At 40.4% G+C, this 24,181-nt stretch carries 28 protein-coding genes and 3 pseudogenes; all 31 read right to left on the reverse strand.

From position 1 onward, the window contains the following. Nucleotides 1-98: 98 nt before the first annotated feature. The 31 genes and pseudogenes from ACN6OV_RS00535 to ACN6OV_RS00685 all read right to left on the reverse strand — a co-directional run bounded on the left by ACN6OV_RS00535 (nucleotide 99) and on the right by ACN6OV_RS00685 (nucleotide 23,296). Entirely contained in the window at nucleotides 99-1,256 is a 1,158-nt protein-coding gene (locus tag ACN6OV_RS00535) for an MFS transporter (RefSeq protein ID WP_427948739.1), read from the reverse strand. A 515-nt stretch (nucleotides 1,257-1,771) separates the two neighbouring features. Then, complete coding sequence (locus ACN6OV_RS00540) at nucleotides 1,772-2,167, reverse strand: hypothetical protein (RefSeq protein WP_427948741.1); 396 nt, start codon at nucleotides 2,165-2,167, stop codon at nucleotides 1,772-1,774. Beyond that, the gene (locus ACN6OV_RS00545; protein ID WP_427948743.1) at nucleotides 2,149-2,709 is read right to left on the reverse strand and encodes a glycoside hydrolase family protein; all 561 of its coding nucleotides are present in this window, start codon (nucleotides 2,707-2,709) and stop codon (nucleotides 2,149-2,151) included. Before ACN6OV_RS00545 ends, ACN6OV_RS00540 begins: the two co-directional genes overlap by 19 nt. Further along, entirely contained in the window at nucleotides 2,699-2,980 is a 282-nt protein-coding gene (locus tag ACN6OV_RS00550; RefSeq protein WP_427948745.1) for a holin, read from the reverse strand. Before ACN6OV_RS00550 ends, ACN6OV_RS00545 begins: the two co-directional genes overlap by 11 nt. Before the next feature lie 41 nt (nucleotides 2,981-3,021). Continuing rightward, nucleotides 3,022-4,140 (reverse strand): hypothetical protein, encoded by a 1,119-nt coding sequence (locus ACN6OV_RS00555; RefSeq protein ID WP_427948747.1) that lies wholly within the window; start codon nucleotides 4,138-4,140, stop codon nucleotides 3,022-3,024. 3 nt (nucleotides 4,141-4,143) lie between these two features. Then, nucleotides 4,144-4,374 (reverse strand): hypothetical protein, encoded by a 231-nt coding sequence (locus tag ACN6OV_RS00560; protein ID WP_121523982.1) that lies wholly within the window; start codon nucleotides 4,372-4,374, stop codon nucleotides 4,144-4,146. Further along, a complete protein-coding gene (locus ACN6OV_RS00565) occupies nucleotides 4,367-6,274 on the reverse strand; it encodes a hypothetical protein (protein ID WP_427948749.1) in 1,908 nt (635 codons plus the stop codon). The genes ACN6OV_RS00560 and ACN6OV_RS00565 overlap by 8 nt, the downstream gene beginning before the upstream one ends. A gap of 7 nt (nucleotides 6,275-6,281) precedes the next feature. Beyond that, nucleotides 6,282-6,674, reverse strand: coding sequence for a hypothetical protein (locus tag ACN6OV_RS00570; RefSeq protein WP_427948750.1), 393 nt, complete (start codon nucleotides 6,672-6,674; stop codon nucleotides 6,282-6,284). Further along, complete coding sequence (locus tag ACN6OV_RS00575; protein ID WP_427948751.1) at nucleotides 6,671-6,973, reverse strand: hypothetical protein; 303 nt, start codon at nucleotides 6,971-6,973, stop codon at nucleotides 6,671-6,673. The genes ACN6OV_RS00570 and ACN6OV_RS00575 overlap by 4 nt, the downstream gene beginning before the upstream one ends. Further along, the gene (locus tag ACN6OV_RS00580) at nucleotides 6,970-8,232 is read right to left on the reverse strand and encodes a hypothetical protein (protein ID WP_427948753.1); all 1,263 of its coding nucleotides are present in this window, start codon (nucleotides 8,230-8,232) and stop codon (nucleotides 6,970-6,972) included. Before ACN6OV_RS00580 ends, ACN6OV_RS00575 begins: the two co-directional genes overlap by 4 nt. Nucleotides 8,233-8,282: 50 nt before the next feature. Beyond that, nucleotides 8,283-11,897 (reverse strand): hypothetical protein, encoded by a 3,615-nt coding sequence (locus tag ACN6OV_RS00585; RefSeq protein ID WP_427948754.1) that lies wholly within the window; start codon nucleotides 11,895-11,897, stop codon nucleotides 8,283-8,285. After that, nucleotides 11,887-12,303, reverse strand: a complete 417-nt coding sequence (locus ACN6OV_RS00590; protein ID WP_180005178.1) for a hypothetical protein — start codon at nucleotides 12,301-12,303, stop codon at nucleotides 11,887-11,889. Before ACN6OV_RS00590 ends, ACN6OV_RS00585 begins: the two co-directional genes overlap by 11 nt. Then, a complete protein-coding gene (locus ACN6OV_RS00595) occupies nucleotides 12,303-12,863 on the reverse strand; it encodes a hypothetical protein (RefSeq protein WP_427948756.1) in 561 nt (186 codons plus the stop codon). Before ACN6OV_RS00595 ends, ACN6OV_RS00590 begins: the two co-directional genes overlap by 1 nt. A 1-nt stretch (nucleotide 12,864) precedes the next feature. Further along, nucleotides 12,865-13,062: pseudogene (locus tag ACN6OV_RS00600) on the reverse strand (hypothetical protein); the annotation flags it as partial. An 11-nt stretch (nucleotides 13,063-13,073) separates the two neighbouring features. Beyond that, nucleotides 13,074-14,150 (reverse strand): major capsid protein, encoded by a 1,077-nt coding sequence (locus ACN6OV_RS00605; protein ID WP_427948758.1) that lies wholly within the window; start codon nucleotides 14,148-14,150, stop codon nucleotides 13,074-13,076. A gap of 3 nt (nucleotides 14,151-14,153) precedes the next feature. Beyond that, complete coding sequence (locus tag ACN6OV_RS00610; protein ID WP_427948760.1) at nucleotides 14,154-14,537, reverse strand: hypothetical protein; 384 nt, start codon at nucleotides 14,535-14,537, stop codon at nucleotides 14,154-14,156. Then, the gene (locus ACN6OV_RS00615) at nucleotides 14,537-15,514 is read right to left on the reverse strand and encodes a hypothetical protein (protein ID WP_427948762.1); all 978 of its coding nucleotides are present in this window, start codon (nucleotides 15,512-15,514) and stop codon (nucleotides 14,537-14,539) included. Before ACN6OV_RS00615 ends, ACN6OV_RS00610 begins: the two co-directional genes overlap by 1 nt. A 54-nt stretch (nucleotides 15,515-15,568) precedes the next feature. Then, entirely contained in the window at nucleotides 15,569-15,958 is a 390-nt protein-coding gene (locus ACN6OV_RS00620) for a hypothetical protein (RefSeq protein WP_427948763.1), read from the reverse strand. 28 nt (nucleotides 15,959-15,986) lie between these two features. Then, nucleotides 15,987-16,415: pseudogene (locus tag ACN6OV_RS00625) on the reverse strand (putative metallopeptidase); the annotation flags it as partial. Then, on the reverse strand, nucleotides 16,384-16,812 hold the full coding sequence (locus ACN6OV_RS00630) for a hypothetical protein (protein WP_427948765.1): 429 nt from the start codon (nucleotides 16,810-16,812) through the stop codon (nucleotides 16,384-16,386). The gene ACN6OV_RS00630 and the pseudogene ACN6OV_RS00625, both read right to left, overlap by 32 nt. A gap of 32 nt (nucleotides 16,813-16,844) precedes the next feature. Continuing rightward, nucleotides 16,845-17,513 (reverse strand): DUF4760 domain-containing protein, encoded by a 669-nt coding sequence (locus ACN6OV_RS00635; protein WP_427948767.1) that lies wholly within the window; start codon nucleotides 17,511-17,513, stop codon nucleotides 16,845-16,847. A gap of 186 nt (nucleotides 17,514-17,699) precedes the next feature. After that, nucleotides 17,700-17,879 (reverse strand): hypothetical protein, encoded by a 180-nt coding sequence (locus ACN6OV_RS00640; RefSeq protein WP_427948768.1) that lies wholly within the window; start codon nucleotides 17,877-17,879, stop codon nucleotides 17,700-17,702. Then, nucleotides 17,876-18,022, reverse strand: coding sequence for a hypothetical protein (locus ACN6OV_RS00645; protein WP_427948769.1), 147 nt, complete (start codon nucleotides 18,020-18,022; stop codon nucleotides 17,876-17,878). Before ACN6OV_RS00645 ends, ACN6OV_RS00640 begins: the two co-directional genes overlap by 4 nt. Before the next feature lie 56 nt (nucleotides 18,023-18,078). Beyond that, nucleotides 18,079-18,465, reverse strand: coding sequence for a type II toxin-antitoxin system HicB family antitoxin (locus ACN6OV_RS00650; protein WP_427948771.1), 387 nt, complete (start codon nucleotides 18,463-18,465; stop codon nucleotides 18,079-18,081). Nucleotides 18,466-18,467: 2 nt separating this feature from the next. Then, nucleotides 18,468-18,656, reverse strand: coding sequence for a type II toxin-antitoxin system HicA family toxin (locus tag ACN6OV_RS00655; RefSeq protein WP_427948773.1), 189 nt, complete (start codon nucleotides 18,654-18,656; stop codon nucleotides 18,468-18,470). A gap of 99 nt (nucleotides 18,657-18,755) precedes the next feature. Next, nucleotides 18,756-19,112 carry a hypothetical protein gene (locus ACN6OV_RS00660; RefSeq protein WP_427948775.1) on the reverse strand — a complete coding sequence of 119 codons (357 nt, stop codon included), beginning with the start codon at nucleotides 19,110-19,112 and terminating at the stop codon, nucleotides 18,756-18,758. Between the two features lie 762 nt (nucleotides 19,113-19,874). Next, entirely contained in the window at nucleotides 19,875-20,162 is a 288-nt protein-coding gene (locus ACN6OV_RS00665; RefSeq protein WP_427948776.1) for a hypothetical protein, read from the reverse strand. Nucleotides 20,163-20,867: 705 nt separating this feature from the next. Further along, nucleotides 20,868-21,308 (reverse strand): hypothetical protein, encoded by a 441-nt coding sequence (locus tag ACN6OV_RS00670; protein WP_427948778.1) that lies wholly within the window; start codon nucleotides 21,306-21,308, stop codon nucleotides 20,868-20,870. A gap of 10 nt (nucleotides 21,309-21,318) precedes the next feature. Next, on the reverse strand, nucleotides 21,319-21,537 hold the full coding sequence (locus ACN6OV_RS00675) for a hypothetical protein (RefSeq protein ID WP_427948780.1): 219 nt from the start codon (nucleotides 21,535-21,537) through the stop codon (nucleotides 21,319-21,321). 9 nt (nucleotides 21,538-21,546) lie between these two features. Beyond that, nucleotides 21,547-22,152, reverse strand: a pseudogene (locus ACN6OV_RS00680) (metallophosphoesterase); the annotation flags it as partial. Next, on the reverse strand, nucleotides 22,121-23,296 hold the full coding sequence (locus ACN6OV_RS00685) for a tyrosine-type recombinase/integrase (RefSeq protein ID WP_427948782.1): 1,176 nt from the start codon (nucleotides 23,294-23,296) through the stop codon (nucleotides 22,121-22,123). The gene ACN6OV_RS00685 and the pseudogene ACN6OV_RS00680, both read right to left, overlap by 32 nt. Between the last annotated feature and the right edge of the window lie 885 nt (nucleotides 23,297-24,181).

The following is a 24,181-nucleotide window of genomic DNA, read 5'->3' on the forward strand; positions in this document are numbered from 1 at the left end:
CCGCTAGAGAAATTTACTCAATTAGTTGATTATCATCAGGCTTTTAAATCTGTCGCACCTCATGTTTAAATTCGCCCAGTGATATTTTCTGTTTTTATTTAATTTTGTTGAATAACTTTTGGTAAGCCAAATATAAATAATAATGCGGGTAATATAGCTAAACCAGCAATAATAAAAATCACTGCACCTGACAGTTGGTCCCAATATTGCCCAGCCAAAATACTGCCACTAGCAACACCCAGTCCCCACATCGTGCTATATAAAGCCTGCCCTCGACCTTGTTGTCTCATGCTAAAATTTTGAAAAATAATCCGCATTGCAATCATGTGGAATAATCCAAAACTAAATGCATGTATAGTTTGGGCAGTAAACTGAACAAAGAACATTGTTGGGAATAAACCAACGATGCACCACCGCAAACCCGTCAAAATTAAACACCAACTTACGAGTGTTCGCCATGAAAAACGGGTTAAAAAAATATTGGCATAAGCAAACATAATAATTTCAGCAATCACCCCCACAGCCCAAAGAAACCCAATTTGGGTTGTACTAAATTCAGCCTGTTTCAGAAAATTACTGTAAAAACTATAAAATGGAGCATGGGAAAAAAGTAGGAAAAATTCAATAATAAAAAAGCTCGCGACAACTGGTCGTTTGAGGATAGGCCATAAAGGTTCAAGCTTTTTTTGTGATGACGGTGCGCTACTTGGTTCTTTAATCGTAAATGACCAGAGAAAAGCTAAAAATGCAATACATAACAGCATGATAGGTAACATAGAAACTGGAATAATTTCAAGTAATGCCCCAATGCTAAAAACGCCAACAATAAAGCCAATTGAGCCCCATTTTCTCACTTTTCCATAAAGTTCTGCACGCCGATCTGCCAACCAAAATAATGTCACTCCTTCAAACTGCGCCAAGATTGCATTTTGAAAAAAACTAAAAATTAGCATGAGTAAAGCAATGGATTGAAAGTTATTTGGAATCACAAAAATTAAAAACCAAATACATGCTTCCATCCATGTTGCAATTCTCACCAATAACATGCGTTTACCGGATTTATCTGCAATCCATCCCCATATAAAGGGGGCAAAAAATCGTGTCAAAATCGCGATCGAAGACAACAAACCTATTTCTTGATAATTAAAGCCTTGATCTTCTAAATACAAACTCCAATAAGGCATAAATGTACCCACTATGGAATAGTAGAAAAAGTAGAATCCACTTAGTTTATGTTGGATTGGAAAGCTTAGCATTAAGCTGTATTCCTTAGTATTTACAATAGGTTATAAAATTTTCAGAGTTGTATGCTTTTGCATATAAGAGGCTGGGTTAGGAGATGCTAAGTATACAAATCGGTATACAAATTTATTTTAATTAAATTATTTCAAAATTTGTATACTTTTACCAAAATATCATATTTATTTATTATTTTATTTATAAAACAATAATTTATTTTTAATCTATAAAATTATCATATAGTAGTAAAAAACCGCCCCGAAGGCGGTAATGCCTGTCAGTTAAGGATTTAAAAGTTAAAAAGCAAGGTCAATAAGATGTAAATTTAGCTTAATTTAAATCTAAAGATAAGGAAATCCAGGTTATGAAATAACATAAATTTCCTTAACTGATTAGCATTACTCACTTAAGGGCTTTTACAATCGCGCCATGTCGTGCCTTACAGTCATTATATTTAGCAACCGTATTCACGGACCAGACTAAAGCAACTTTACCCTGCCCGGACTCCAACTGCTGTAAATCAGCGCATGGCTCAAGGAGGTTCGCTGGTACCACTGGCGATAAGTGAGTTGAGTTGCTGCAGGCCATCATCATCAAAGCAATGGTTGAGATAAACAGGACGATCAATGATTTTTTGCACTTCACGTGTAACTGTTTCGACTTGTACACGCTGTTCTGACTTTGTTGCTTCATAATCTGCACTCACCTGATTAATTTCATTTTGTTTTTCAGTCAAAGCCTTGAGGTGCTTTTGCTCAATATCCTGAATTTTGGCTGTGCATTGCTCACCAGCCACACGAAGCTTTTTCGATAAGTGATCTGTGTATGCAATTTGCCCTACATATAAAATAAAAAAAGCCGCTATTGCGACCCATGTTTTATATTTCCACAAGACTGTAAGTATTGGCACTACTGCACTCCCATACATTTTTGATGGCGCTCAACTTGCCGAGTCCAAACGCCGTAGCAGTTATTGGATCGAATTGAGCAATCGCGCTTTGCTACGTATTTCCATTTCAGCAATGAATCACAAGCAGCTTTATATTTTCTCTGCTTTAGATTACGAAGCATTGAGGATCCTGACCACGCCTTGGTACCGTACTGATATGTAAAATCTAAGTACAGGTCATATTCAAGTTGTGAAATTGGGATATTCAGGATTGTTTTATTAAATCGCTGTGCATCCTTATCCATGTGTAGCTTGAGATATTTAAATGCTTGTTTTCGATCAATCGCCGGATCAGTCATTTGGACTTTAACGCCATTTGGGTAAACCGTTGTGCCATGGCCAATCGTTGGAACATCCCCTTTCACTGGAACAACCGGCTTTGCGGTATAGCCTTCTTTTTGCGCTGTGGCCTGCACTTGCTCATCACTTGGACCAGTAATGAATTTGTGTGCCTCATTGCCCACACCCATCGCTAAGACTAGTGATGAGCCGATTACAAAGTATTTTCTTTTATTCGACATTGCATTCCCCGTTGGCTTTTTTTAAAGCAATTTGATGCAGCTCATCTGCACGTTTGTTCTCTTGTCGCTTGTAGTGCCAATTGATTAAAAAGCTCATAAAGCTAACCAACAGACCTGCAATTGCGATAACCAAACCCAGTGCCGTTACTGGATCTAAACCTAAAAATTTCCCAGACAAGCTAGCTATTGATCCCCCGACTGCTGTTTTTGCTGATATTGAAGTAACTGCTGCGCTTGCCTCAGTAATTGCTTGTCCCGCCGTTTCAGACATGTCGCCCCCTATTTTTGGCAATAAAAAAGCACCTTTCGGTGCTATTGTGTTGGAAATTTTTCGACTGGAGGGGTGAACCCACTCATACTGTATCTAGTAATTGAATTTGTAACCCTAACAGCTTCAATGTACGAACTAAAATCACCGTTGAAAATTAAACTAGAGGCTGTCATTGCTGAGTATGCATAAGTACGTACAAGCACACCATTAATAAAAGTGCATATATTAACGCCATCGGACATAATACAAACATGAATGCTTTCGCGTGCTGTTACAGCTTTAGCGCCACTATCAAATGTTGGAGTCTTTCCTGTTCTACCAAACGTTAACTGACTTAAATTATTATTTCTGACACAATATGTGTCACCAACTGATAACCAGTTAGCCCAGTTGAGAGTGTTGCTAAAGTTTGGAAAGCCAACAACTTCAATTGTGAAGATACTACCGAGACTCGAAACAAAATTGGCTGTAATCGCTCGTCGATTTACATATAAGAACGAATCGGATGAGAATTTTGGCAACACATTTGCCACTTCTTTTGTGACTACTGTATTTGAATTATTTGCTATAGCTGTGTTATTAATTAAGTTTAAATATCCACCATCTGCATCAATTAATAGCGTCACGTTATCAAAATAAATATCGCCTCCAGCAAAAATCTCACTACTTATTTTTTCAATTCCATTTTTCACAGCGCCAACGCGAATATAATATGTTTTACCAACATCAACAGCAGCATCAACATAAGATCGAACGTCATTTGCAAGCACTGCCTTGGGCGCAGGCAAATTTTCAGTATCAATCGGTGTTTCAGAGCAATAGTATCGTTGCTCATCAACAAACCCATCTAATTTCCAATTTAATTCGAGTCTATTGGTTTCATCACTCTTAAATTCAACCACCAAATCGTATGGCGGATCGAACTCAACAAGTGTTTTCACATGAAATTCTTCACTAAAATTCTCAACTGAGTCTCTAATCACTCCAGCTCGATAGTAATAATCTCGATTTGGCTCAACAGTTAAGTCCTCATAATACATTGTTGATGATACGCCAATCGGCTGCCCTAAATTTTCTATAGCGGTTGAAACTGAATTTCTATAAATATTGAAATAATCAAAATGACCAAATTGCGCAAACTCAAGTCTTACTCCTGCCATTTTTTACACCTCAATTTGAATCACATCACCGCTTGTAGCCAAGCGCTTTATCTCCGCATCACTGATAAATACAGTGGCACCTAAGTTATAACGTGTTGTGCTGGTACACATCACAAGGCCCGAACCATCAACCACCAAAACTTTGTAATTGGGGTGATCTTCGCTGGTGATCGTTCCAATAAATTCAGGCGCTTTGGGTAGCAGTCCAATTAATCGTTGCAGTGCATTACTCATGGTTCACACGCTCCACTTTGATAGTTTGATTGACTACCGCATGGCTAAACGAAACACTAACGCTGTCTACAACACCCCACCATTCGGCATTAAATGCCAATATTTCCCCAGGCACGCATTCACCAACTTCATGTGAGATCGGTATCGTAAATGTGTGGGTTTCAACCATTCCGGCTTTTGCTAATTTTGCTTTACCGAAAGCGCCAATGCTGGTGTGGTTAAACAGCGGATTATTTTCAGCAGGCAATAGCGTATCTGCGCTTGTACCAGTTCGTTTGACTCGAGCAATCTTTCCGCTGCGGTCGTTTGTGAGTGTGATGCCGTTGTAGTCTGGATATAACTCGTAGTCAGTAGACTGTGTTGTGACAATACTCTCAGGAATTAACCGATCATATTCATCAATGGTCAGTGAATCCCAAAAGGTCTTTTTATAAAGCGGTTTAACGGTCAGTGTATTGCTATTTTTTTCGCTGTACACAAACCCGCCGCCACTCTCGGCAATCATTTTAACCACTGAAATCGGTGCTAAATTGCTATAGCTCAAACTGTTATTGGCAACGACCCAGCCCAGTTCATCAATCAGTTGCCAATTCAATTGCGTAGTGCTAAAAACACGATCCAATTCAGCCTGGCACAACTGCACTGACGTTCGCTCATTCTCTTGTAAAAATGAACGTACAGGAGCATAAGGCTCTGAAAGCAATGCAGTTTGGCTTCGTCCAGTGAGCACATAAACATCTTGTGCAAACTTGCGTGAGCGACTGCGGTTTTCAAGAAGCATTTGGTGTTCATTGCTATTCACCATGATTTTTAGAATCACAGGCTGACCATTAATCGGTTCAAGTTTTGGCAATTCGCTTGTTGGTACAGTCAAGCTATAAGACCAACACCATCGACTGCGGTCTGTGCTGTAATTTCCATCCAGCACATTTATTTCTACGCCATTATCCAGGCGTGTCATAGACAAACTATTCAATATGTACCACCAGTTTTTATTTTGAATGGCTGGAATGCAGTCATCTGCACCAAAGTTCAGCTCAACATTGTGCGAATCAACTTCATGACAAAGACACACAAAGTTAAGATCGCCCGTACCTTCATATTTGGGAATCTCAGGTTCTGGCCACGGCTGAATTCGATGCTTGCGATAATGAATCGCTTTGGCTTTATCCCACGCAATATCATCCTTCGTGATCAGTTCTAAGCCCTTATCCCAATCAAAGCCAAAACGCTTTTCAAAAACATGCGCGACCTGATGTGAACACGTAATATTTCGGCGCTTACGGATCATTTCTTGATGAGCAAATTCACGGTTCAATCGAAGCTTGATCGATTCATCAAAATACAAATCACGTTCAATGCGAATTTTTAGATTTTCTTGCCAGCGCACCCCTTGCTTTCGACTGAGTTTTAAGCCCCGATCAAATGCCGAATGAATGGATTCAGACAAAGTAAGCGCTCGATCAAATCCAATTTCTTGACCTACGCTCATCACCAAACCCTGGTCAAAAAAAAGAGCCTCATTCGAGACTCTTAAAATGGGTTTAGACCACGGTATTTGCGTGACACTAATCTGAGCTACGGCCCCCTTAAAGACTGCGCTCAATTTTAGCTCAACACCAAGCTGGTGATTAATATCCTGCAGACCAGCTGAAATTGAAATAAACCCGCAATTTATGTATGCATTAAGATAACCGCTGTTATCAACCGGCTGCAGATTTGAGCCTGAGATTTGCGCAATAAAGCCAGTATTAATCGCTGCTCTAACGTAATTGGCAACCAGATCCAGATCATAAACAGCATGCAGATCAAATGGTGCTGTTAACGGGCTTGGCTCAACAATATCAAGATAAGATGCTGTGAGCGAATACGGTTTCTTGTGTTCGTAATTGTCGCTCATATCACACCTAAATCACTGGTTTTAAAATTATAGAATCTAGGCGCTGTGTAGCACCCATCACGATGTCATAACTATTTAAAATAATGTCTGCGCCCATTGCGAAATCGGCCACTGCATCACCATTGGCATTAAACAGCCTCACCCAGACCACGGCACCTGTTTTAAGCGCTAAAACATCATTGGTTGGTTTGAGTTCAATGCTGTCTTCGTTAAGTCGACTAAAACAAGGTTTTGGCAATGTGAGTGTTGCCAGTTTGGTGGTGTCATCTGCAGGGATTAATACGCTTTCAGGTTTTGCAGAGTCATAATAAACAAAGGAAGCATTTCCGCTTCCTTGATCAATAAAATCAGCCAGCGCACGCAGTTGTGCGAGTCCAGCTTTAAGAGATGGTGTAATCATTTAGGCACCACATTATCTTGAATAACAGCATTGAATTGATGACTACTATCGAATGCAACAACGAATGTTTTTAAATTAGCGTTAAGGCCTGTGAATTGATACCGACCATATGCATCCGGCTTTCTCACGGCAAGTGGATTTAAACTCTCTTTGCTATATAAAACAATCAATGCATCGGCATACTTAAATTTCAATTTCTTAACTTCACCCTGTATTTTTGCAATAACTGTTTTTTGATCCAATTTTAAATATGAGTGGTTATTAGAAGTTTTTTTGACGGAAAATTTAACAGGCTTCACTCTAGCTCCCCCATATAAAAAACTGCAAATCCCGTGTCACAGGGTAAGTAGACATACATACTATTTTCAGCAATGGCTGGAGTTATTGTCGCTGAACCTGCTCTCAGATCCTTTGCTAAAAAATTAATGTGCTTTAAAGCACCACGTAACTTCAGATCTTTATCATAAATTGGAATAGTTAAAGCTGGGATTGCTGTACCAGCAAAAGTGTTTGAAATTCCTGTACTAAAATTTTGAAGGATAGGATTGCAAACGGTGTGCTCAGATATTCTTTTAAACTCATTATAATCTGTTGTGAAAAACTGCGCTGGGACGTTGCCTGCAATCAGTGGAGTCGCTCCTGTATACTCACGAAATCCCTCATTCACTCCCGCCGTTCTTTCTCTTAAAAATGACATTAAGAACCAATTGGGAACGACATCAGATTTCAAAGATGAGTCAAATAACCCAAGCCCGCTTACGTACATATACGATGTATTTAATGTATGCGGTCGTTGTAAATAGAAAGCATCTTGATCACCACATAAGATAAATGAACGATTACCATTTTGTGGACTTTTAGCCTCTACGACTGCGCTACTTGCGCCACTCAAACTCTCATGAGCCCAATACCATTTGCTCCAGCCTCGAACGCAATCGCCGCCAGCTCCTGAAATTTTCCAATTCTTAGACGGATTGGTGGGATCAAAAGGAAGCTGTAAAACATCAGGATTCTGATAATCATCAATATGATCCATATGCTCAAGCAAGCCGACCATTGCATATTTGGCATAACTGGAATTATATGAGTTCACACCATCGGAAATAGTTTCATCTACACGAATAAATGGGTGCTGCGCGGTCGGATTTTTTGCACGATATACACGCTTCACATCTTTATCATCACGAAAAATAATGTCATAACCCAGTGATGCTAATTTGCCAACGCCTTTAGTTGTAATTGCAGTCTCAGCAATGGTGTTTGCTGGTTTTAGGATTAACTGCGTGTCACTTGGCACACCTTTAATTCGATACTTTTGATTTAAAGGTGATGGCTCAAAGCCAGTAAGCTCAACGACCTGCAGCAGCATCGCTTGGTGCGGCGCAAATAATGTTAAATGCACATCTCCTTGCTCATCAATTGCTGCCGAAGTAACACCTGGCAGCTCAACCCCATTCACCAAGCAGGCATCTAAAAGGCGAATCATATCGCCCCATTTATTATCCAAAACTAAGCCATTCAAGTGGCTAAAAAATTGAACATCTACGTCTGTTGCCATATTTGAAAGCCCATAAAAAAGACCGCCGAAGCGGTCATTAAAGTTGAAGTTTAAGCAACCCGGTCAATATCACCACGCAGCATGATTTGGAATGAGTCTAACAGTACAGTAGGCTCAGACTGTTTTACGGTGCGAATCACCCAGATTGGATAATTGGCACCAATAGAATTGAAGCGCAAGGTGTTGCCATTCGCCCAGCCGCTGCCCCAGCCTTCTTTTTTGATTTTGAAGTATGGTGCATTGGTGATTGGGTTTAGGGGGGCATAATCAGCTGTAGTAGTGCCGCGCTGTGCCAATTCACCAGTATATTCACCAACACACTTAAACGTTGTTGCATCCGTAAACACCATAGCCCAGCGCTCTTGAATTGAGCCTTTGTTGCTCACTTCAATCGGATATAAAGCATCATTATAGTTTGCTGAAATTGCGCCACCAGTCGCTTCATCTGACCACACAGAATTCCATGTTGGTTGAACAAATAAACGTGTGTAACGTGATTTCATATCACCAATCACAAGTGCAGATCCAACAATGGTGTTGGCTGGTTCATAGTTGTGTGTCAGTGGCTTGGTAAAAGTCACTTGACCATTGATTTTAACATCGCGGACAAGGCCCATATCCTGATAGCGATACTTTGCAGTCAGTGGTCCAGTCAGATTACCTAGCGCAAAATCACCGTTTAAGGTGACTCGACCATAATCGTAATCAACAGTATACATATCAAAAGGAATTTTGATTCCATCCGCATCTTCAAGTTCACACCATGAAATACGCTGATCAGCCAAAGCATAGGTTTGGCCAGCAATATAATCTGGCAGTTCCTGCGATTTGCTTGCGCTGACAATGCCGATTTCACCGCTGCGGAAAATCGGTACACGGCCATCAATAGGCAAACGCACTGCAGATAAACCAAGCAGATCGGCATCAATCGGAATGTAGCTGAATCCGACCGCACTGTATTTAATGGTTTCTGGCAACACCATGATTGGCTTGTGAATCCACTGCTTTCCATCTTTTGCATACTCAAGCTCAGCCACATACCAATCCTGCGCCATAATTTCCGCGCGGTTTGCTTCAGTGATAATCACTTTTTCACGGAACACAAACTGGCCATAACCCTGATCAAAGTTAAAGAAGCCATCGCAGTCAGTGGTATCAATCGTACCCGAACCATCTGGCACAATATTCAGCACACCGCCCTCCACTTTTACTGCAGATAAAGTCAGTGACTGAGCGCGAATTGGAATCATCGGTGCGCGGTATGATACTTGGTTGGTTTTAACACTCTCCAGCTGTGTTGCAAGCGACTCTAAAGCGGGATTGTTTGCACCACCCACATCCCATGATGAAATCTCAATATTGCCGTTGCCATATTGGATCTGTCCCGCAAGCGTACCAGCGCCAGTGGTTACAGATGGGTTTCGATAGAGAGAGCCTATCTTATCCACATAGATTGAATCAGCTAATGTAAGTCGAATAGAGCCTGCAAGAATCTGCTCAGCAAAACCTTCTGTTAAGTCGGTTTTAAGCACAGATCCAATTACGGTGTCGTTCCAGCTTTGCGCAGCAGACTCATCACGATAAGAGACACTCACTGTGACCGCACTCGCAACTTCATTCAAAGTTAATGTATGGGTAGCTTTGACGTTTTGATAATTAATTGTCATCCCTAACATGCCAGCAGAAACCGCTTCAGAGGATGAATTATATTTACCAAAATACGGCTGCACGATTTTTTCACGCTCAATAGATTGAAGTGTAGTGCTTGGCGTCACGCTTATGGTTCGCGTGGCGTAATTAATCGAACCCTGTTGCTGGCCAGACCGATTGATCATGCGGCCAGTTGTTGCATCAATCGGCATATCACGCAGTTCAACCTCACCCGAATGGCTCATATAGCGCACTGGCACACGGATTTTCACAGACTTAGGCACCAGTGGTGCAGAACCGTTGTCTAACTCAACCGTAATTGATCCACCTGACGGTACTGCACTTAATTGAACTGCCGACTTAGGGCCTTTCTGCCCGGACACATTAAATGTCGTACCGCCATTTGGCAGCAAAGTCGGCATAAGCTTGGCCACACCATCTGCATAATCAATGGTACCTGTTGCATCCCCAGTGAATTGCCCTTGGCCATTGTCTGTTGCGGTCTTAGTAACTCCATTTAATAACCAATCCACAGTCAGTGTGCCAGCTACAATCGAATCATTTACAGGAATTTCAACATAGACCTTGTTGATTGCTAATTCTGAACGCTCCTGAGCTGTGATCATATTGCTCCACGTCAGCAATATTGCGCTGCCAACGTCCGCTAACTCACCAACGGTAACCGCCATGGTGCCCGTTTCATAATCAATGCTGCCAGACCCGAATGAAGAATCAGAACCACGCAGCTGGCCCGCACCATTGTCGCGCAGTGTGTAGACTTGGTTTTGCACCAAATATGAAAACTGCAAACTGCCAGGTGATGGCAGCGGGACTAAGTTCTTAATCCAGTTAAATCCATTATTTTCCTGATTCACATAAATCAGCATGGACTCAACCGGAGCAGTTACTGCAGCAGCAGGCATAAACGTGACTGTTAGATTTGTTATGCCAGTTCCCGCATTGGCATTCCAAGCAATTGCGCCATTTTGGTAATTGATCGTACCAATTGAAGTGCCGGCACTATTCTTGAGCTCACCACCAACGTCAGTAATAGCTGAACCAAACAAGGTAAATTCAACCGATTTAGGCATCACAGATGAGCCGATATATAGGCCTTGCACTGTATTGACTGTAATATTTGAAAACGTCTTGCTTAATACGCCACTGGCTGTTTTGACCAACGCCGCAGAATCACCTGCAGCATTGATATTCACCATTGGCGTTTCAGTCTGCGCAGATGGTACCAGCTGCGTGTAAACACCATCCGCAACGACAGAATAATCGCCGACCTGAGCAGTTTCTTTCAAATTCGCACTGGCATAGTATTTACCAGTATCAGCAACAATAGTGTCGCGGATAATGGTTTGGCTTTTTTCACCGTTGTACCACTGCCTTGCGGATAAGCCCACAAAATCAGCTTTTAATGCATCACTCAGGCCATAGGTCGCAATTTTATATTCAACCTGTTTGCCGTCAATCATTAAAATTGCAGTACGTGTGGAGACTTCAGTAATGCGAAGATACTGCTCAACTTCTAAAGGCTTGCCTTCATCCGAAATCAGCACAATGGATGCACCAATCGCACTTTCAGCCTCCTGCGGAAACATGGCTACTTGCAGTGACTTCATGCCTTGCCAATGCGTATCCAGTGGTGTGCCTGTCAGCTGCGCACCTTTAGCTAAATAGTTTTCAATGCGGTTCTGCGCACTTGAGCGCTCATCTGTCCAGCTATTTGTACTAAATAATACGGCGGACACATTCGGATCTTTGGGATTTTCTGAGATAAAAACAGTCGCACCCATCAGAGCATCTGTATCTGCGGTATTCACTGCAGCATAAATCTTTTGGATCGATGTGCGGCCTGTCGTGCGATCCATCTCAGAAATGTCATTGAACAGGTTGTTGCTCTGGCCGTCGATAATTTCACGGCCCGAATATTTACCGCCGCCATCTTCCGCATCTGTTCGAATACGCTCAGATTCGAGCAGTTTTAAGTTATTGGTTTCAATCGCCATCGCTTACCTCGGTGAATCGCATAGTGACAACGTAATAATCATCCTCTGATACTGTCGGATGCTCTTTAGTTGGTTTAGCCTCAATTGCTCCAGCTTCATGATTAAAAATCACATTAAATTGGCGCTGATCATGTGGCCATTCAAATCGCAACGTGAATTGTTCTTGAATGGATGACCACTCCAGAATTTTTTGCAGAGAGCTGCGCTTAATCCAGCCCATCCCTTGAACTGGAGAGACCAGAGTAATTGGGCGGCCGGTGAGTTTTTTTCCCTCTTGAATAATCAGAGCGCCATTAATGGCACGCTCCTGCTTTTGCTCAAGCGGCTTCCAATCAAATTCATCCGACCATAAAAAACCGTCCTCTAGTGGGACGGTTTCTGATGTGGCTTTTCGTATCAACTTCATTACATTCCTCGTTTCAGCATTTCAAGTTGACTAAGCATTTGATCCACGGCATCCACGGCTTCTGGCGTTCCTTCTAAATTTGCAGACTTACCACCAGACACCAGCTCAAGCACTTTCTTTTCAGTGGGTTGCATAGCCTCAATTCCTTGAATATCAAAATTACTCGCAATCATTGGCGCCATGCTAGCAATGTCAGATTGCGGTGCAATTGGGATAGAATCAGCAATGCTTGACAGCCCAATAGGTCGAGATGTAGTGCCGTTTCTAGCACTACTCATCCGCGCTTTGGTAGCCTCATTGATCTTGGCGCGTTCAGCTTTGAATTCTTCCCAGAAGTCTTGGCCAGCAAGACCGTCTGAGGTCCCTGTTGGGTTACTTGGCGTTTCAGCTCTAGAAACCTGACTCATAGTGCGCTGAGTTGCAATTGCAGCTTGCTGAATCTCGCCAAGTTTAGAAACTGTGGCTTTGCCAGTGGCATCGAGTTGAACTTCAAGGCCTAAGTAGGCTGCTTTTGCATTAGCGGCAGCTATAACTTGTGCATTACCAGACGCCTCAGCCATTCGCTTTAAGCTCTGCCACCTCGGCTGCAAGACTGGCTAATTTAGCAGCCGTGTTATCAGCCTCAGGCGCTGAAGGCTCTTGATATTCTTCAATCGCCCCAGATGCTAAAAGGGCCTGAAGTTGTTTAGCTTCAAGCCCTGTGATTTCTTGGCCTGGACGGAAATGCCCAAGCGACTGCTTTGCAATGTACTTCGTCATAATAATTTTCCTTATACGAACCCGCGACCACCTACCAGGCCATTCTTATTGTTCGGAATCGCCAGTGGAGACGATTCAGCAAGCATTTGAATGCTTGAAGGGTTCTTTTCTTGCCATTGGCTCAAATAGAACTCAAGAGCCTGGCCAAATGCTTCCACGTTTTGAATCGCGCAATGTGCAATCCAGCCATTGGCATCAGAGATTAAGCCAAAGAAGTCTTCAGGAATAAAACGCTCTGGTGTACCACCACCAATGCTGTGCTGAACGTCATAAGTCCAAATTTCAATATTGTCGACCGTACCACGGAATTGTGGCTTATCGATTTGATCAAACGTTGGGGTAAGAGGAACACTAATGCCTGCATAAGGCGCAATGAACTTCTCCTTGAACTCAGGATCTTTGATTAGTGTGTTGTAGACCTTCGATGTGGTCAGTGCCATGTTTGGAGACGTACCTGAATGTTCTACAGATAGATCAATCATGGTTTGGATATCTTTTACAGGTGTCGCGCCCACTTGCCCCCATTTGATTAATGGTGCAAAAGTACAGGCTGCATTACGTTCGTAATCGACTTGGTACATTGGGAAGTCAGCAGAAGCGAATGTTGTCTTACCATAGAGCAATACATCACGAGCGATCAGCAACTTTCGATTTTCAATGGACTGGCGCAGGTATAAAGCCTTTTGAGCCTGATCAATCAATAGAAGATCTGCATCGCTTAAACGGTTTGAGCCTGTTGCAATGACACCAAATTTACGCAGTTGAGTAATCAGCGCGGTGTTTTGCACATCACTTGGCATGACCGTCATCATCGGCTTTAAATAAGCCGGTTTAACAAATTTCACGTTGCCAGATTCACCAACCTTAATTTGACGGCCCGCAGTTGTCGGTGTAACAAATGGCGCAAGCGGAGTTGCGGTATTTAACTCACCTACAGGTACTTCTGTTTTAGTGTACGACACACGCTGAGGGAAGAAACGATCCATCAACCATGTATCCACCTTTTGAGTGGTATCCGTTAATAGTACCAACTGAGGTACATCCAGTAGTTCAACTGGTGCATTTTGAAAAGTAAACGACTGACTCATGTATTATTTCCCCACGACTTTACGAAGTTCGATTTTGTTGATTAAGGCTTGGGCACGTACTGCGTCATATTGAGCTTCCGTTAATGGCGTGCCATTCACAGTCACAACAGCAATATCAAATGCACCTTGTACGTAAATTGGCATTTCCAGGCCATTGGCTGCATGGTAAGTTGCCTGCTCTGCAGTAAAGTCAGAAATCGCTATCGCATTCCAATCACCCACGACTTCAAGCGCAATTTCGGGATGGTCAGCGATATTATCTGCCCCCACCTTCAGCAAATCACCGCGCTTATATGCGGTAGCCGTTTTTACTTTGGCGTTTTCTGTACGAACGCCATCACCCACTACAAGCTGTGTGGTGGTGATTGTTTGAGTAATGGTTCCCATTATTTTTGCTCCTGAGAGGCTGCGAACTTACTGAAAGCCTGGTCTAGGGCTGTACCCTGCTGATTGCCTTGCCCTTGTTGATCACCCTGACCACCTGTGGCTTGATGGCTAAACAAGTGTGCAAATTGCGGTGGTACCGTATTGTTTTGTTGCTGCTGACCAACTGGTGGCTGATTACCTGCAGAGAATTGCATTAACTGTTGAGACATAAATGCAAAAGCAGCGTCATCCATATCGGTGTAGGATTTCTTTTCTTCAGCGCTGAACTGTTTATTCATTGCTGTTTCAAGTGTTTTGATATCATCTTCACGCTTATCCGCTTTGAACTTTTTAAGCTCTGCTTGAGCAGCATCACGGTCAGTTTCAGCCTGCTTTAATGCGGCCTGGGCTTTTTCTAATTCGGTCACGTCTGTGTCCTCTGGTTGATTAAAGTTTTTAGGTGAGTGACTTGCTGCTACAGCGTTTGTATTGTCATCTGCGCCCAATGCACAAAAGGACACTTCACGGATACGGCCACCACGGAATACGGCAATAGGTGCTTGAAAGGTTCGCCCATTCACAATGACTGAACCCTCTTTGACTTCTTCCACTGTTGTTGGATAGATCCGCACCGACATCTGCCATGGAAAGTCATCATCAGAGTCTTGAGCCACTTGAGTTCCAAACTCATTGGAAAGTAAATTCCCTTCAATTTTTAGCCCTTCGGCATGACTTACTGAATGAGAGTTGATTGCTCCGGCTCGTTGACTCGTACGATGCTCAAGTAACGCAGGAATGCGGCCTTTGATTTGGATTGAGTCAAGATCAAACACCACCTTGTCCCAATACCAGTGATCTGTGATTGCTTCACCGCTATAAGCAATGCCTGAAAATGTTCGCTTCTTATTTCCTTCCTGAGCACTATCTACAGATACCTGCCCAAGCTGAAAACAAAACTGATCATCCTTTTTAGGCTGCTCTTGATTTGTTTGTGGCATTTTCATGCTCCATAAAAAAACCACCTTATATAGGTGGTCTTTGTTTACAATTATCTAAAGGTCATCAATCACGGATTTCAGCTTCAATGACAACAAATCTCGGTTGATACTGCCGATATTGTCACCATAATTCAAAGCCAAAGTTAAGGCTTCAATAATCTTTAACTTACCATCTAAGTGGCTGGCCTGATTACTATCAAGTACCACACCCAAAGCATAACTGCCATTAGACATATCTGAACTTTGACTTAAAGCATTTGAGCCAAAATCACGACCTAATGCACGACAACCACTCTCATCAAACTTCAAGCCACCTGTTAAAAATAAACGTACCTGCTGCTCTTCTTCTGCTGTCTCAATGGTTAGTGTCCGAATGAATTTGGGTAACTCAACACCCTCTTTAACTTCAGTCGACATGACGCCATCAATGCTTGATACACGCATTTTATTTTCCTCAATAAAAAACCGCCCTTACCCCAATGTGATAAAGCTCATGTTCAATCAAACGACAGAAGTCACGATCCGAAGCTTGCTCACAATACATTGCATCAATGGTGATGAGATATTGAGGCACAAAACCAAACCAGTCCCGCATCTGTTGCTCTTGACGGGCTTTCTTCCACCCACCTTGGTTAAACATCACTTTTTCACATTGACCGAGTACCATACGCTTTTTAGCCATAGCCGCAGATGAAGCCCATGCAAATGCCAAGAACTCTTCATTGTCGTGAATCAGCTCTGCAATATGATCATGGTCTGGGTTATGAAGTTGTCCACCAATAGTCAAATAATTATCTTTCACCCAGGCCTTTAGATCGGGAGCTGGTGCAAGACGTATAGCGTCTTCTTCCTCGGCCTGATCTATAAGTTCAGTCGGTGGGAATGGTCTGATCTGTTCCATGTGATGCCTTTAATTGTCTGAGCCAGGCCGTTGCACGCCCCATATTGATATCTGCCAATTCAAATCTGTGAAATCGATATCCCATTTCTTCAGCATGGTCATATCGATCCACACTCCAAGCCTTTGTAGCAAGTTTGCCTTTACGACCGCCTGACCAAGGACCTGTTGCTATTTCAATTAGCACTCGATATTCGATGAGGTGAAGGTCAAAACGCCAATGTTTGGTGCTTTTAAAGTGGAAATATTCTTCATATTTTATTTCCATCCGGTCTAATATTTCTTTGAGTCGGTCGAATGCTTCTAAGTATTTTTCACTGGCTTTGGGTAATGGCTTGGAGCGTGGTTTCTTTTTTGGAGGAATCTTTTTGGTTAGGGTTTTGTATGCAGCAAGTTCCATATTTCACCCATTAAAAAACCTCCCAGAGGAGGTTATTTGATATCTTCTGACCGCAGGGGGTTGGCTTTCCATCTTATAGCCAAACATTCAAACTCTTTGAAAAGAGTATCTTTACCCACCTTAGATCTAAACTGAGTTACAGCCGGGCTAACTTTTTCCCATAATTTTAAAAAATTTGAACAATGCATGCGCTTAAAGAGATTTTCATCAAAAAGCTTATTATTAATCCCAATGGCATAAAACTCATGTCGATTCAAAACAATCATCATTTTGTGTTTTAACTGGAGCTCATTAGTGGTGAGTTCAATATCATCAACTTCGCAAATTTGAGTCAATGTTTTACGACTACTAACTTCGTCTTTAAGTTTTTTGTAGTATTTATCATAGTCATTAATGAATGAATACAAATCCGATTTAGCTTCAGATAAATGGCTATCTTTATTATCTGCCAAAATTGTATCCAATGTAGCCCTTTCACGTGAAACCATTTTAGAACTACTGATCGTCCTATAAGCGATTACTGCTGAAGAAAGAAATACCAATGTTTGGATAAATAAAAACCAATCTGAGACACCCCATTTGGCAACTTTGAAATAGTTGTAAAAATACGGATACAATAAAAATCCCACTCCAATAAGAAGCAGGATTACTAAACCTATTAATGTTTTTAAAAGTTTTTCAATGTTACTAGATCTAGTCATCCCAGCCTTCAGATAAGCATACAAATTTCATATTCACACTCCCTAAAAGACAAAAATACCCTAACTATCAAATGACACTAGGGTTATCCACAACTATATTCACTTACGACTTCACTGTCAATAAATGTTGGTAATGATTTGTCAAGTATCTGAATTGCGAATGAGCGTCAAATAGTGTCGTTTAAATCAAAAAAATACCACTAAAGCTTCACGCAAATTCTTAATACGCTTTTTAAGCCGAATCATCACGTTATCAATTGCGACTAGTTCGCTATGTCTTAAGCCCACTCGACTCAAATTCTGATACTTCGACAGCTCAGCACTGCAAAATTCTAAGTCTTGTTTCGCTTGTACTTTGTCTGTCATGGCTCAATCTTCTTTTTGGATGCTACATACACGCCTTCGTTAAACGCGATTGGCTTACCTTCAACAATATCTTTCTTAAACCACTTAAAGCACAACCCGTATCCAAATAAGAACGACACCAAACCTAATACGATATAACCCATACCCACCACCAATAAAAAACCCAGCACTCTGGCTGGGTATATAGAATTGTTTATTTTTACTGATGTAGTGCTATTTCAGCACTTTTAGCTAAAAATGCCGAACGGCTTAAATGCTGCTTTTTGGCTACTGCATCAATACGCTTCACTAAGGCTTCTGGCATGCTGATATTAATACGAATAGACTTTGTATTTACCTTTGTTGTATCAATATCAATTAATAACCAAAAACCACCTTCAAACCTTTCATCCCCCAACCATTGTTCTGGGCTTGATGGCGGAGGTAACGGGATATCTTCACCATCAAAGTGAACTTCAACCGCCTCCTGTGCCATGCGCTGAATGTCTTGCATTTCATCTGCAGCGCTAAAACATCCCTCAAAGTCAGGGAAAGTTAAACCGTATGCAGTATCTTCATCTCTATGAACATATACTGGATATAACATATTTACCTCCATTCCCAACCAGCTTGTTTATATATATTGCGCAGAGTACCTATAGGCATATCTTTACGTGGGTGAGGAACAACCACATGCCCAGATTTATCTGGATGCTTGTACTTTTCATGGTCACCCTTACCGCCAACCTTGTACCAGCCTTCCTGCTCTAAACGCTTAATAATGTCTTTGCTGTTCATTGTGTAATTATACACAACATTTTTTTAATAAGGAATAGAAAAGAAAAACCCCTCAACATCTAGAATGCGAGGGGTTTTTGTGTGCCGTAATACGTTCGGCTAAAATAAATGGCTACTTTCAGTACCCCAAATATCATCTTCAATTTCTTTTAAAATTTCAGTCATTGCAACCCCTTCAATCAACTCATCTGATACATTGCAGTTTTGACAGTCTTTATACAAAGAGGTATCCGACTCATTCTGTGCAGTCAAAAAACCGATGTGACAAACAGAACAATCATCAATAACATGGCGAACTTGCCGCACCTCTATAGCATCAATATCTTGAAGTTCTTGATTCTCTAATTGCTCCGTCAATACATCTTCTTCAGAAGCATCATCCAACCATTCACCCATAGTAATTTTCTCGTCTTGCTTAATGAAATTAATAGTTAAGGTTCGCCCACTACGAATCATTCAACTTCTTTTAAGCAATTGAGGCATTCAATTTTGCCATCTGTAATTTCTATAGCCCCGTGTAAACCAAATAAACATTTTAAAAGCTGAAACATCGCTTTTCCCCATGCAAAAAAAAGCTCACACCATGGATGTTGTGTGAGCGAAATGAAGGACCCAAAAAAGGGCATCAGAAACTACAGCCAGTTTCCGGAGGCCATCTTATACATAGTTACACAAATTTACAATAACCAGAATTTAAATTAACTGCAGGAAAATAAATAATATTTTTATCTAAATTCAACCTAATCCACCTATTTTTAGAATAAAAAAACCTGCACCTTGGGGAAAGTGCAGGCTATAAAGTGCAGCACTGATATTTGTGGAGAATACCAACACTTGATTAAATGTATATCACCAAATAAGTAAATTTTGTGATGATTTTAACATTACTCTACTATTTCACTTGGTACGATATAAAAACTCAGCAATGCTTTATTAAAAAACTGGAGCGCCGTACATGACTTGAAGCTGTGATCCATAGCCACCCCCTACTTTGATTGCCAGTGAATAAGCACACTAACTAATGAGAGAGTTATGAGTAAGTCTTTAGATCCACTCTAGCCTCCTGAATAATTCGGTTAATTTCATCACGTCTTTGCTTTTTCTTCTCATGATAGATATATATAGAAGCGGCGAAGAAACTAGCCAAAAAAGCAATTAATAAAAATTTAAATTTATCACTTATCATGATATGCCCCCAGATTTTTAATTTTAAATCACTTAAGAGCGTTTGTTTTTTAACTGTATTAGCATGCTTTCAACCCACGCTATAAATAAGTCCTTCCTATGGAAATCTGGAGCAGAAGCAATTCTAATACAGTGGACATCACCAAAGTTACCCTTAATTTTATACGGCTTTTCAAAGCTAAAACTATCTTTAGCTCCAATATGAAGTTCAGAAAAATAATTAAGAATTAGCGATAATTGATCTAATTTTTCTTCCTCACCTTTTTCTTTTATAAACTCGTAGACTTGTCTTAAGATGAATGTCTCAAACTTTGGATGCATTTTTTATTTCTCTCATTGTTTTTATTAAAACTATCATGAAAGAATCAACAAAAAATGGCAATAAGTGACAAGATTTTAACAAACAATAAAAATCACATAATCAAGTGCCAGAATTATTTAACCTCTTTCAAGCAATCTCGACACACCTTGATTTCTTCATTATCAATTGTGTAGTCGACTTCAGTAGCACCATGAAGACCAAATAAACATTTTAGAAATCGAAACATCGTGCTTTCTCCATACAAAAAGCTCACACCATTGATGTTATGTGAGTGAAATGAAGGGATCCCAAAGAAGGCGTTAAAAACTACAGCTAATTTCTGAACACTATTTTGTATATCATCCAACCAATACACATTGGCAAAACACATCAAATAAAAATGAAAATAACATGAAATTTATCAAAATATTAAAAGCATGATTAGAATTTCAGACAATAAAAAGGCCCACCTGTTTCCAAATGAGCCACCCCGTTATCATTTGCGCTGACTTCTGGGATATTGTTGACAAAATCAACAATAGGATTAAGTCTAAACATGTTGTAAGAAAACTCAAATAAATTTCAGTTATGCAAAAATATAAATTCATTTATATAGATGATAATTAGGCAATAAAAAAGCCCACCATCTGGCGAGCTTTTAAACTTAGTGAATTACTATAACTTCGTCCACTATAACAGAAATATGCCATATCCTGTCTGGACAGTCAATTGATTCTTAATCGTTTATCGTGACCATTTAAAAAATACTTCCCCGCAAAAATCATACTATCTAATGAGGTCTTGCCCAGCTTAAATTCATTTGCCATTTGTCTGAGCGACATCCCGCGCACATTCTTCTCAATAAAAAGATTAACTGCTACTTTGGCTGAGTCACAGATACGTGGTGAATACTTTAGATCAATAATCATTTTTCGAACTTCATTTGCCTCAAAGTCGGTTATGTTGCATATGAGTTGATTCTTACGTGGAGCCACCCCTTTATTGTTTTCACAAATAAGCCAGTAGATCTGATTGATACCTAATGTGTCTGGTGCATTGCCAGACTTCATTCTGCAAGTTTGAATATATGCACCGTATTGCTTAAACCATTCTTCCGCGGTGAACTTAGACCAATCCATCACTTCAATTTTCGCTATTGCATTCATGTCCAACCCCTTAATCTTTATCCCAATACGCTTTTTGAATACTTGTTAAGTTCGGTATTGCTTGCCAAAATTCGACCTTATTCCCACCACTGCGACTCTCAACATAGAAATACCCATCACCACAAATGGGAATACCAAAACGTATCTTCCCGTCCTTGCACAAACACATAACTTTTTCATCTGGTGGGTTGTCTTCTATTTGAATCCACTCTGCATTTACAGCTTTCATCCCAACCCCTTAAATCTTGCTCAAGTCTAAAATCGTCATCGTGCCCCAATGAACTGCACCGGTATCAATCCAATAACAGTTGTCACGCTTACATGGTTTCTGGGTGACTGTATGCCCCATGATTACCGCATGCACACCAAAAACATGGGTATATTGGTTTTTATCTTCGTCTAATCGATCGCGACCCCACATCGCCAAATCAGCAGGACTTCTACCATCTATTTTTTTAGCAAAAGGATTGGCGAGGGTTTCTTTAAATTGCTCCCAACTGTTCTGTTCAATATGCCCGTGCACAAAGCCGTATTTTTTGCCCTCGTGATTCACCTCAAGGGTAATTGGTAGTGCAGAGAATTTCTTGGCAATTTGATATTGATCTTGAACACTTAATTCGTAGAACCACTCACCACCATTAGCCCTATGACAACATTCAGATGGATAGTCACATCGCCCCCAAATGCACAAATCCTCATGATTACCTCGGACTGACGTAAACCACGGCTTAGACAATAGACTGATGCACTCCATGTTTTGGGTACCACGATCCACTAAATCCCCAACCGCTACTAAAAGGTCATTTTCAAAATCAAAACCAATTTCTTTCAAGCGATCCATAACCGCCAGTAACATCGACCCTTGGTTTGACGGTATGATTCAGCAGTCTTTTGGTCACATAAATATTGAACTTTAATAGATTGCACAGAGTGGCAAAGGTTCTGCGGAAATCATGGGTCGAAACATAAAAGCCAACCTGATCACCTATTTCTTTTAATGTACGATCTATAGTTGTTGCATGCACATTCCATGATGTGGGTAACTTTGTCGCTGGAAATACCCAGTCATTTTCTTTAAGAAGATAGCGCGCTTTAAGTATTGAGATAAGATGATCGCCAATCGGGAGTAAATGACGTTTACCATTTTTGGTGTCATTAAATGCGACGGTACCATTTTCTAGATCCACCCTATCCCAACTCAAACTACATGCTTCTACACGACGGCATCCGGTATACATCACAAATAAAATAATATCTCGGTGTGTATTACTTCTGGCAGTGCTCTCTAAATTTAACTCATTAAAATAGTGGAGTACCGCCTGGTAATATTTAAAGATTACATCTTTATTTAGATAGCGCTCTCTTGGTGCGATCTTATTCCACCCAATAGTGACAGAGATAACATCAACAGGATTTGACTTAAGGATTGGCTTGTCGTCTGTTGAATACAGTACGTGCATGTACCTCCATAAAGTTCCAACGAGAGAAACTGCCCCATTTGCACTGGATGGGCTTACTTCGGTTGCGTCTAAAAACTTATTCAGTAGTTCATCTTTGGTAATTTCAAAAATTTTACGATTGCGCCAACCGACTAAGTAAAGATCAATGTATTTGTTATATTGCCTAACTGTTTTGGGCTTAAATGTATTTCTATTAAGGTAAATATTAAGAGCGTCACCCACAGTGAGATTTAGCGGATTGAAATCATTTTGGTTTGTACTCCCTTTTTTAGAGACATATTGGCCACTATAAATTTGTGCCAAAATTAGCTGAGCCTTTTTTCTAGCCCCAGCTACAGAAATAGTATCTGTTGTGCCCAGCACTACCCTATACAGTTTATTGTTATGCTTTTTATCAACTACAAAAGTTTTGCTATTAGGTGTTACTCGTACACCAAAGCCTGTAAGTTCTGAGTCTCGAAAAATTTTCTGGCCTTTTTCAACGAACTCCAATTCATCGACATATTGCTTATTAATTTTTTGGCTCATAGAATTAATGTTCACTAAGAAAAAGGTAATTAGATAAGTTTTTTAGAAAGTATACAAATCGTATACAACGAGAATTTTCATCTATTTTATCGAACATTTTTTGATTTTAAGTTATTGTTTTTACTTATTATATTAATTTATGTAATCCTATAATAGTGTTATAGAAAAAATAGAATCCACTTAGTTTGTGGTGGATTGGAATAGGTTGCATTTAGTTGTATTCACTTGTATTTTCAACCACTTAATAAATTTAATGGTTGTATAGAGTTGTACTCAATTGGCTGTATTTGTAGCTCAACAGTCTACAAATTGCAAAAAAATATTTTTTTTGATTTTTTGTAGATTGCTATAAAACTCATTAATTTTCGTAAGTTTATCACTGTTTCTTTCCTAATAAAAAACCGCCCGAAGGAGGTAATGCTGATCAGTTAAGGAATTTCAGGTTATTTTTTAACCAAAATTTCCTTATGTTTGAATTTAAATTGAGCTAAATTTACGTCTTATCGACCTTATTTTTAACTTTTAAATCCTTAACTGACTGGCATTAATTGGCAGTTCTACGTTGTATTTTTTACATACGCCCGATATGGCATAAGTCATAGAAAACATATTGTCATGCAGCGCTTATCATATCTGAGACTTGATCAATCAAGTCTTGTGGTTTCTCCACTCGCAAGCCTCCCTCATTTGAAAGCCATATTGATTCTTAATAAAGTTTTATAAAGAAAATTTCTGAAACATCAGCTTGGCTTTGATCCTTGCTAGGAATAATTGCAATGCAATTAGAATCCGTGAATTTACTTAACTTATTTGTATTAGTTCAGATCTGATCGGACATTGATCTTGAAAAAGAGAAAGTTACCCGTTTTGATAAAGGTGTCGAAA

The organism is Acinetobacter sp. (assembly GCF_050285345.1).
GTDB lineage: Bacteria > Pseudomonadota > Gammaproteobacteria > Pseudomonadales > Moraxellaceae > Acinetobacter.

Bases quoted from the DNA above. Each gene is read 5' to 3' on its own strand.
- ACN6OV_RS00535 (WP_427948739.1), bottom strand. From the start codon at position 1,256: ATGCTAAGCTTTCCAATCCAACATAAACTAAGTGGATTCTACTTTTTC.
- ACN6OV_RS00540 (WP_427948741.1), bottom strand. From the start codon at position 2,167: ATGTATGGGAGTGCAGTAGTGCCAATACTTACAGTCTTGTGGAAATAT.
- ACN6OV_RS00545 (WP_427948743.1), bottom strand. From the start codon at position 2,709: ATGTCGAATAAAAGAAAATACTTTGTAATCGGCTCATCACTAGTCTTA.
- ACN6OV_RS00550 (WP_427948745.1), bottom strand. From the start codon at position 2,980: ATGTCTGAAACGGCGGGACAAGCAATTACTGAGGCAAGCGCAGCAGTT.
- ACN6OV_RS00555 (WP_427948747.1), bottom strand. From the start codon at position 4,140: ATGGCAGGAGTAAGACTTGAGTTTGCGCAATTTGGTCATTTTGATTAT.
- ACN6OV_RS00560 (WP_121523982.1), bottom strand. From the start codon at position 4,374: ATGAGTAATGCACTGCAACGATTAATTGGACTGCTACCCAAAGCGCCT.
- ACN6OV_RS00565 (WP_427948749.1), bottom strand. From the start codon at position 6,274: ATGAGCGACAATTACGAACACAAGAAACCGTATTCGCTCACAGCATCT.
- ACN6OV_RS00570 (WP_427948750.1), bottom strand. From the start codon at position 6,674: ATGATTACACCATCTCTTAAAGCTGGACTCGCACAACTGCGTGCGCTG.
- ACN6OV_RS00580 (WP_427948753.1), bottom strand. From the start codon at position 8,232: ATGGCAACAGACGTAGATGTTCAATTTTTTAGCCACTTGAATGGCTTA.
- ACN6OV_RS00585 (WP_427948754.1), bottom strand. From the start codon at position 11,897: ATGGCGATTGAAACCAATAACTTAAAACTGCTCGAATCTGAGCGTATT.
- ACN6OV_RS00590 (WP_180005178.1), bottom strand. From the start codon at position 12,303: ATGAAGTTGATACGAAAAGCCACATCAGAAACCGTCCCACTAGAGGAC.
- ACN6OV_RS00595 (WP_427948756.1), bottom strand. From the start codon at position 12,863: ATGGCTGAGGCGTCTGGTAATGCACAAGTTATAGCTGCCGCTAATGCA.
- ACN6OV_RS00605 (WP_427948758.1), bottom strand. From the start codon at position 14,150: ATGAGTCAGTCGTTTACTTTTCAAAATGCACCAGTTGAACTACTGGAT.
- ACN6OV_RS00610 (WP_427948760.1), bottom strand. From the start codon at position 14,537: ATGGGAACCATTACTCAAACAATCACCACCACACAGCTTGTAGTGGGT.
- ACN6OV_RS00615 (WP_427948762.1), bottom strand. From the start codon at position 15,514: ATGCCACAAACAAATCAAGAGCAGCCTAAAAAGGATGATCAGTTTTGT.
- ACN6OV_RS00620 (WP_427948763.1), bottom strand. From the start codon at position 15,958: ATGCGTGTATCAAGCATTGATGGCGTCATGTCGACTGAAGTTAAAGAG.
- ACN6OV_RS00630 (WP_427948765.1), bottom strand. From the start codon at position 16,812: ATGGAACTTGCTGCATACAAAACCCTAACCAAAAAGATTCCTCCAAAA.
- ACN6OV_RS00635 (WP_427948767.1), bottom strand. From the start codon at position 17,513: ATGACTAGATCTAGTAACATTGAAAAACTTTTAAAAACATTAATAGGT.
- ACN6OV_RS00640 (WP_427948768.1), bottom strand. From the start codon at position 17,879: ATGACAGACAAAGTACAAGCGAAACAAGACTTAGAATTTTGCAGTGCT.
- ACN6OV_RS00645 (WP_427948769.1), bottom strand. From the start codon at position 18,022: ATGGGTTATATCGTATTAGGTTTGGTGTCGTTCTTATTTGGATACGGG.
- ACN6OV_RS00650 (WP_427948771.1), bottom strand. From the start codon at position 18,465: ATGTTATATCCAGTATATGTTCATAGAGATGAAGATACTGCATACGGT.
- ACN6OV_RS00655 (WP_427948773.1), bottom strand. From the start codon at position 18,656: ATGAACAGCAAAGACATTATTAAGCGTTTAGAGCAGGAAGGCTGGTAC.
- ACN6OV_RS00660 (WP_427948775.1), bottom strand. From the start codon at position 19,112: ATGATTCGTAGTGGGCGAACCTTAACTATTAATTTCATTAAGCAAGAC.
- ACN6OV_RS00665 (WP_427948776.1), bottom strand. From the start codon at position 20,162: ATGCATCCAAAGTTTGAGACATTCATCTTAAGACAAGTCTACGAGTTT.
- ACN6OV_RS00670 (WP_427948778.1), bottom strand. From the start codon at position 21,308: ATGAATGCAATAGCGAAAATTGAAGTGATGGATTGGTCTAAGTTCACC.
- ACN6OV_RS00675 (WP_427948780.1), bottom strand. From the start codon at position 21,537: ATGAAAGCTGTAAATGCAGAGTGGATTCAAATAGAAGACAACCCACCA.
- ACN6OV_RS00685 (WP_427948782.1), bottom strand. From the start codon at position 23,296: ATGAGCCAAAAAATTAATAAGCAATATGTCGATGAATTGGAGTTCGTT.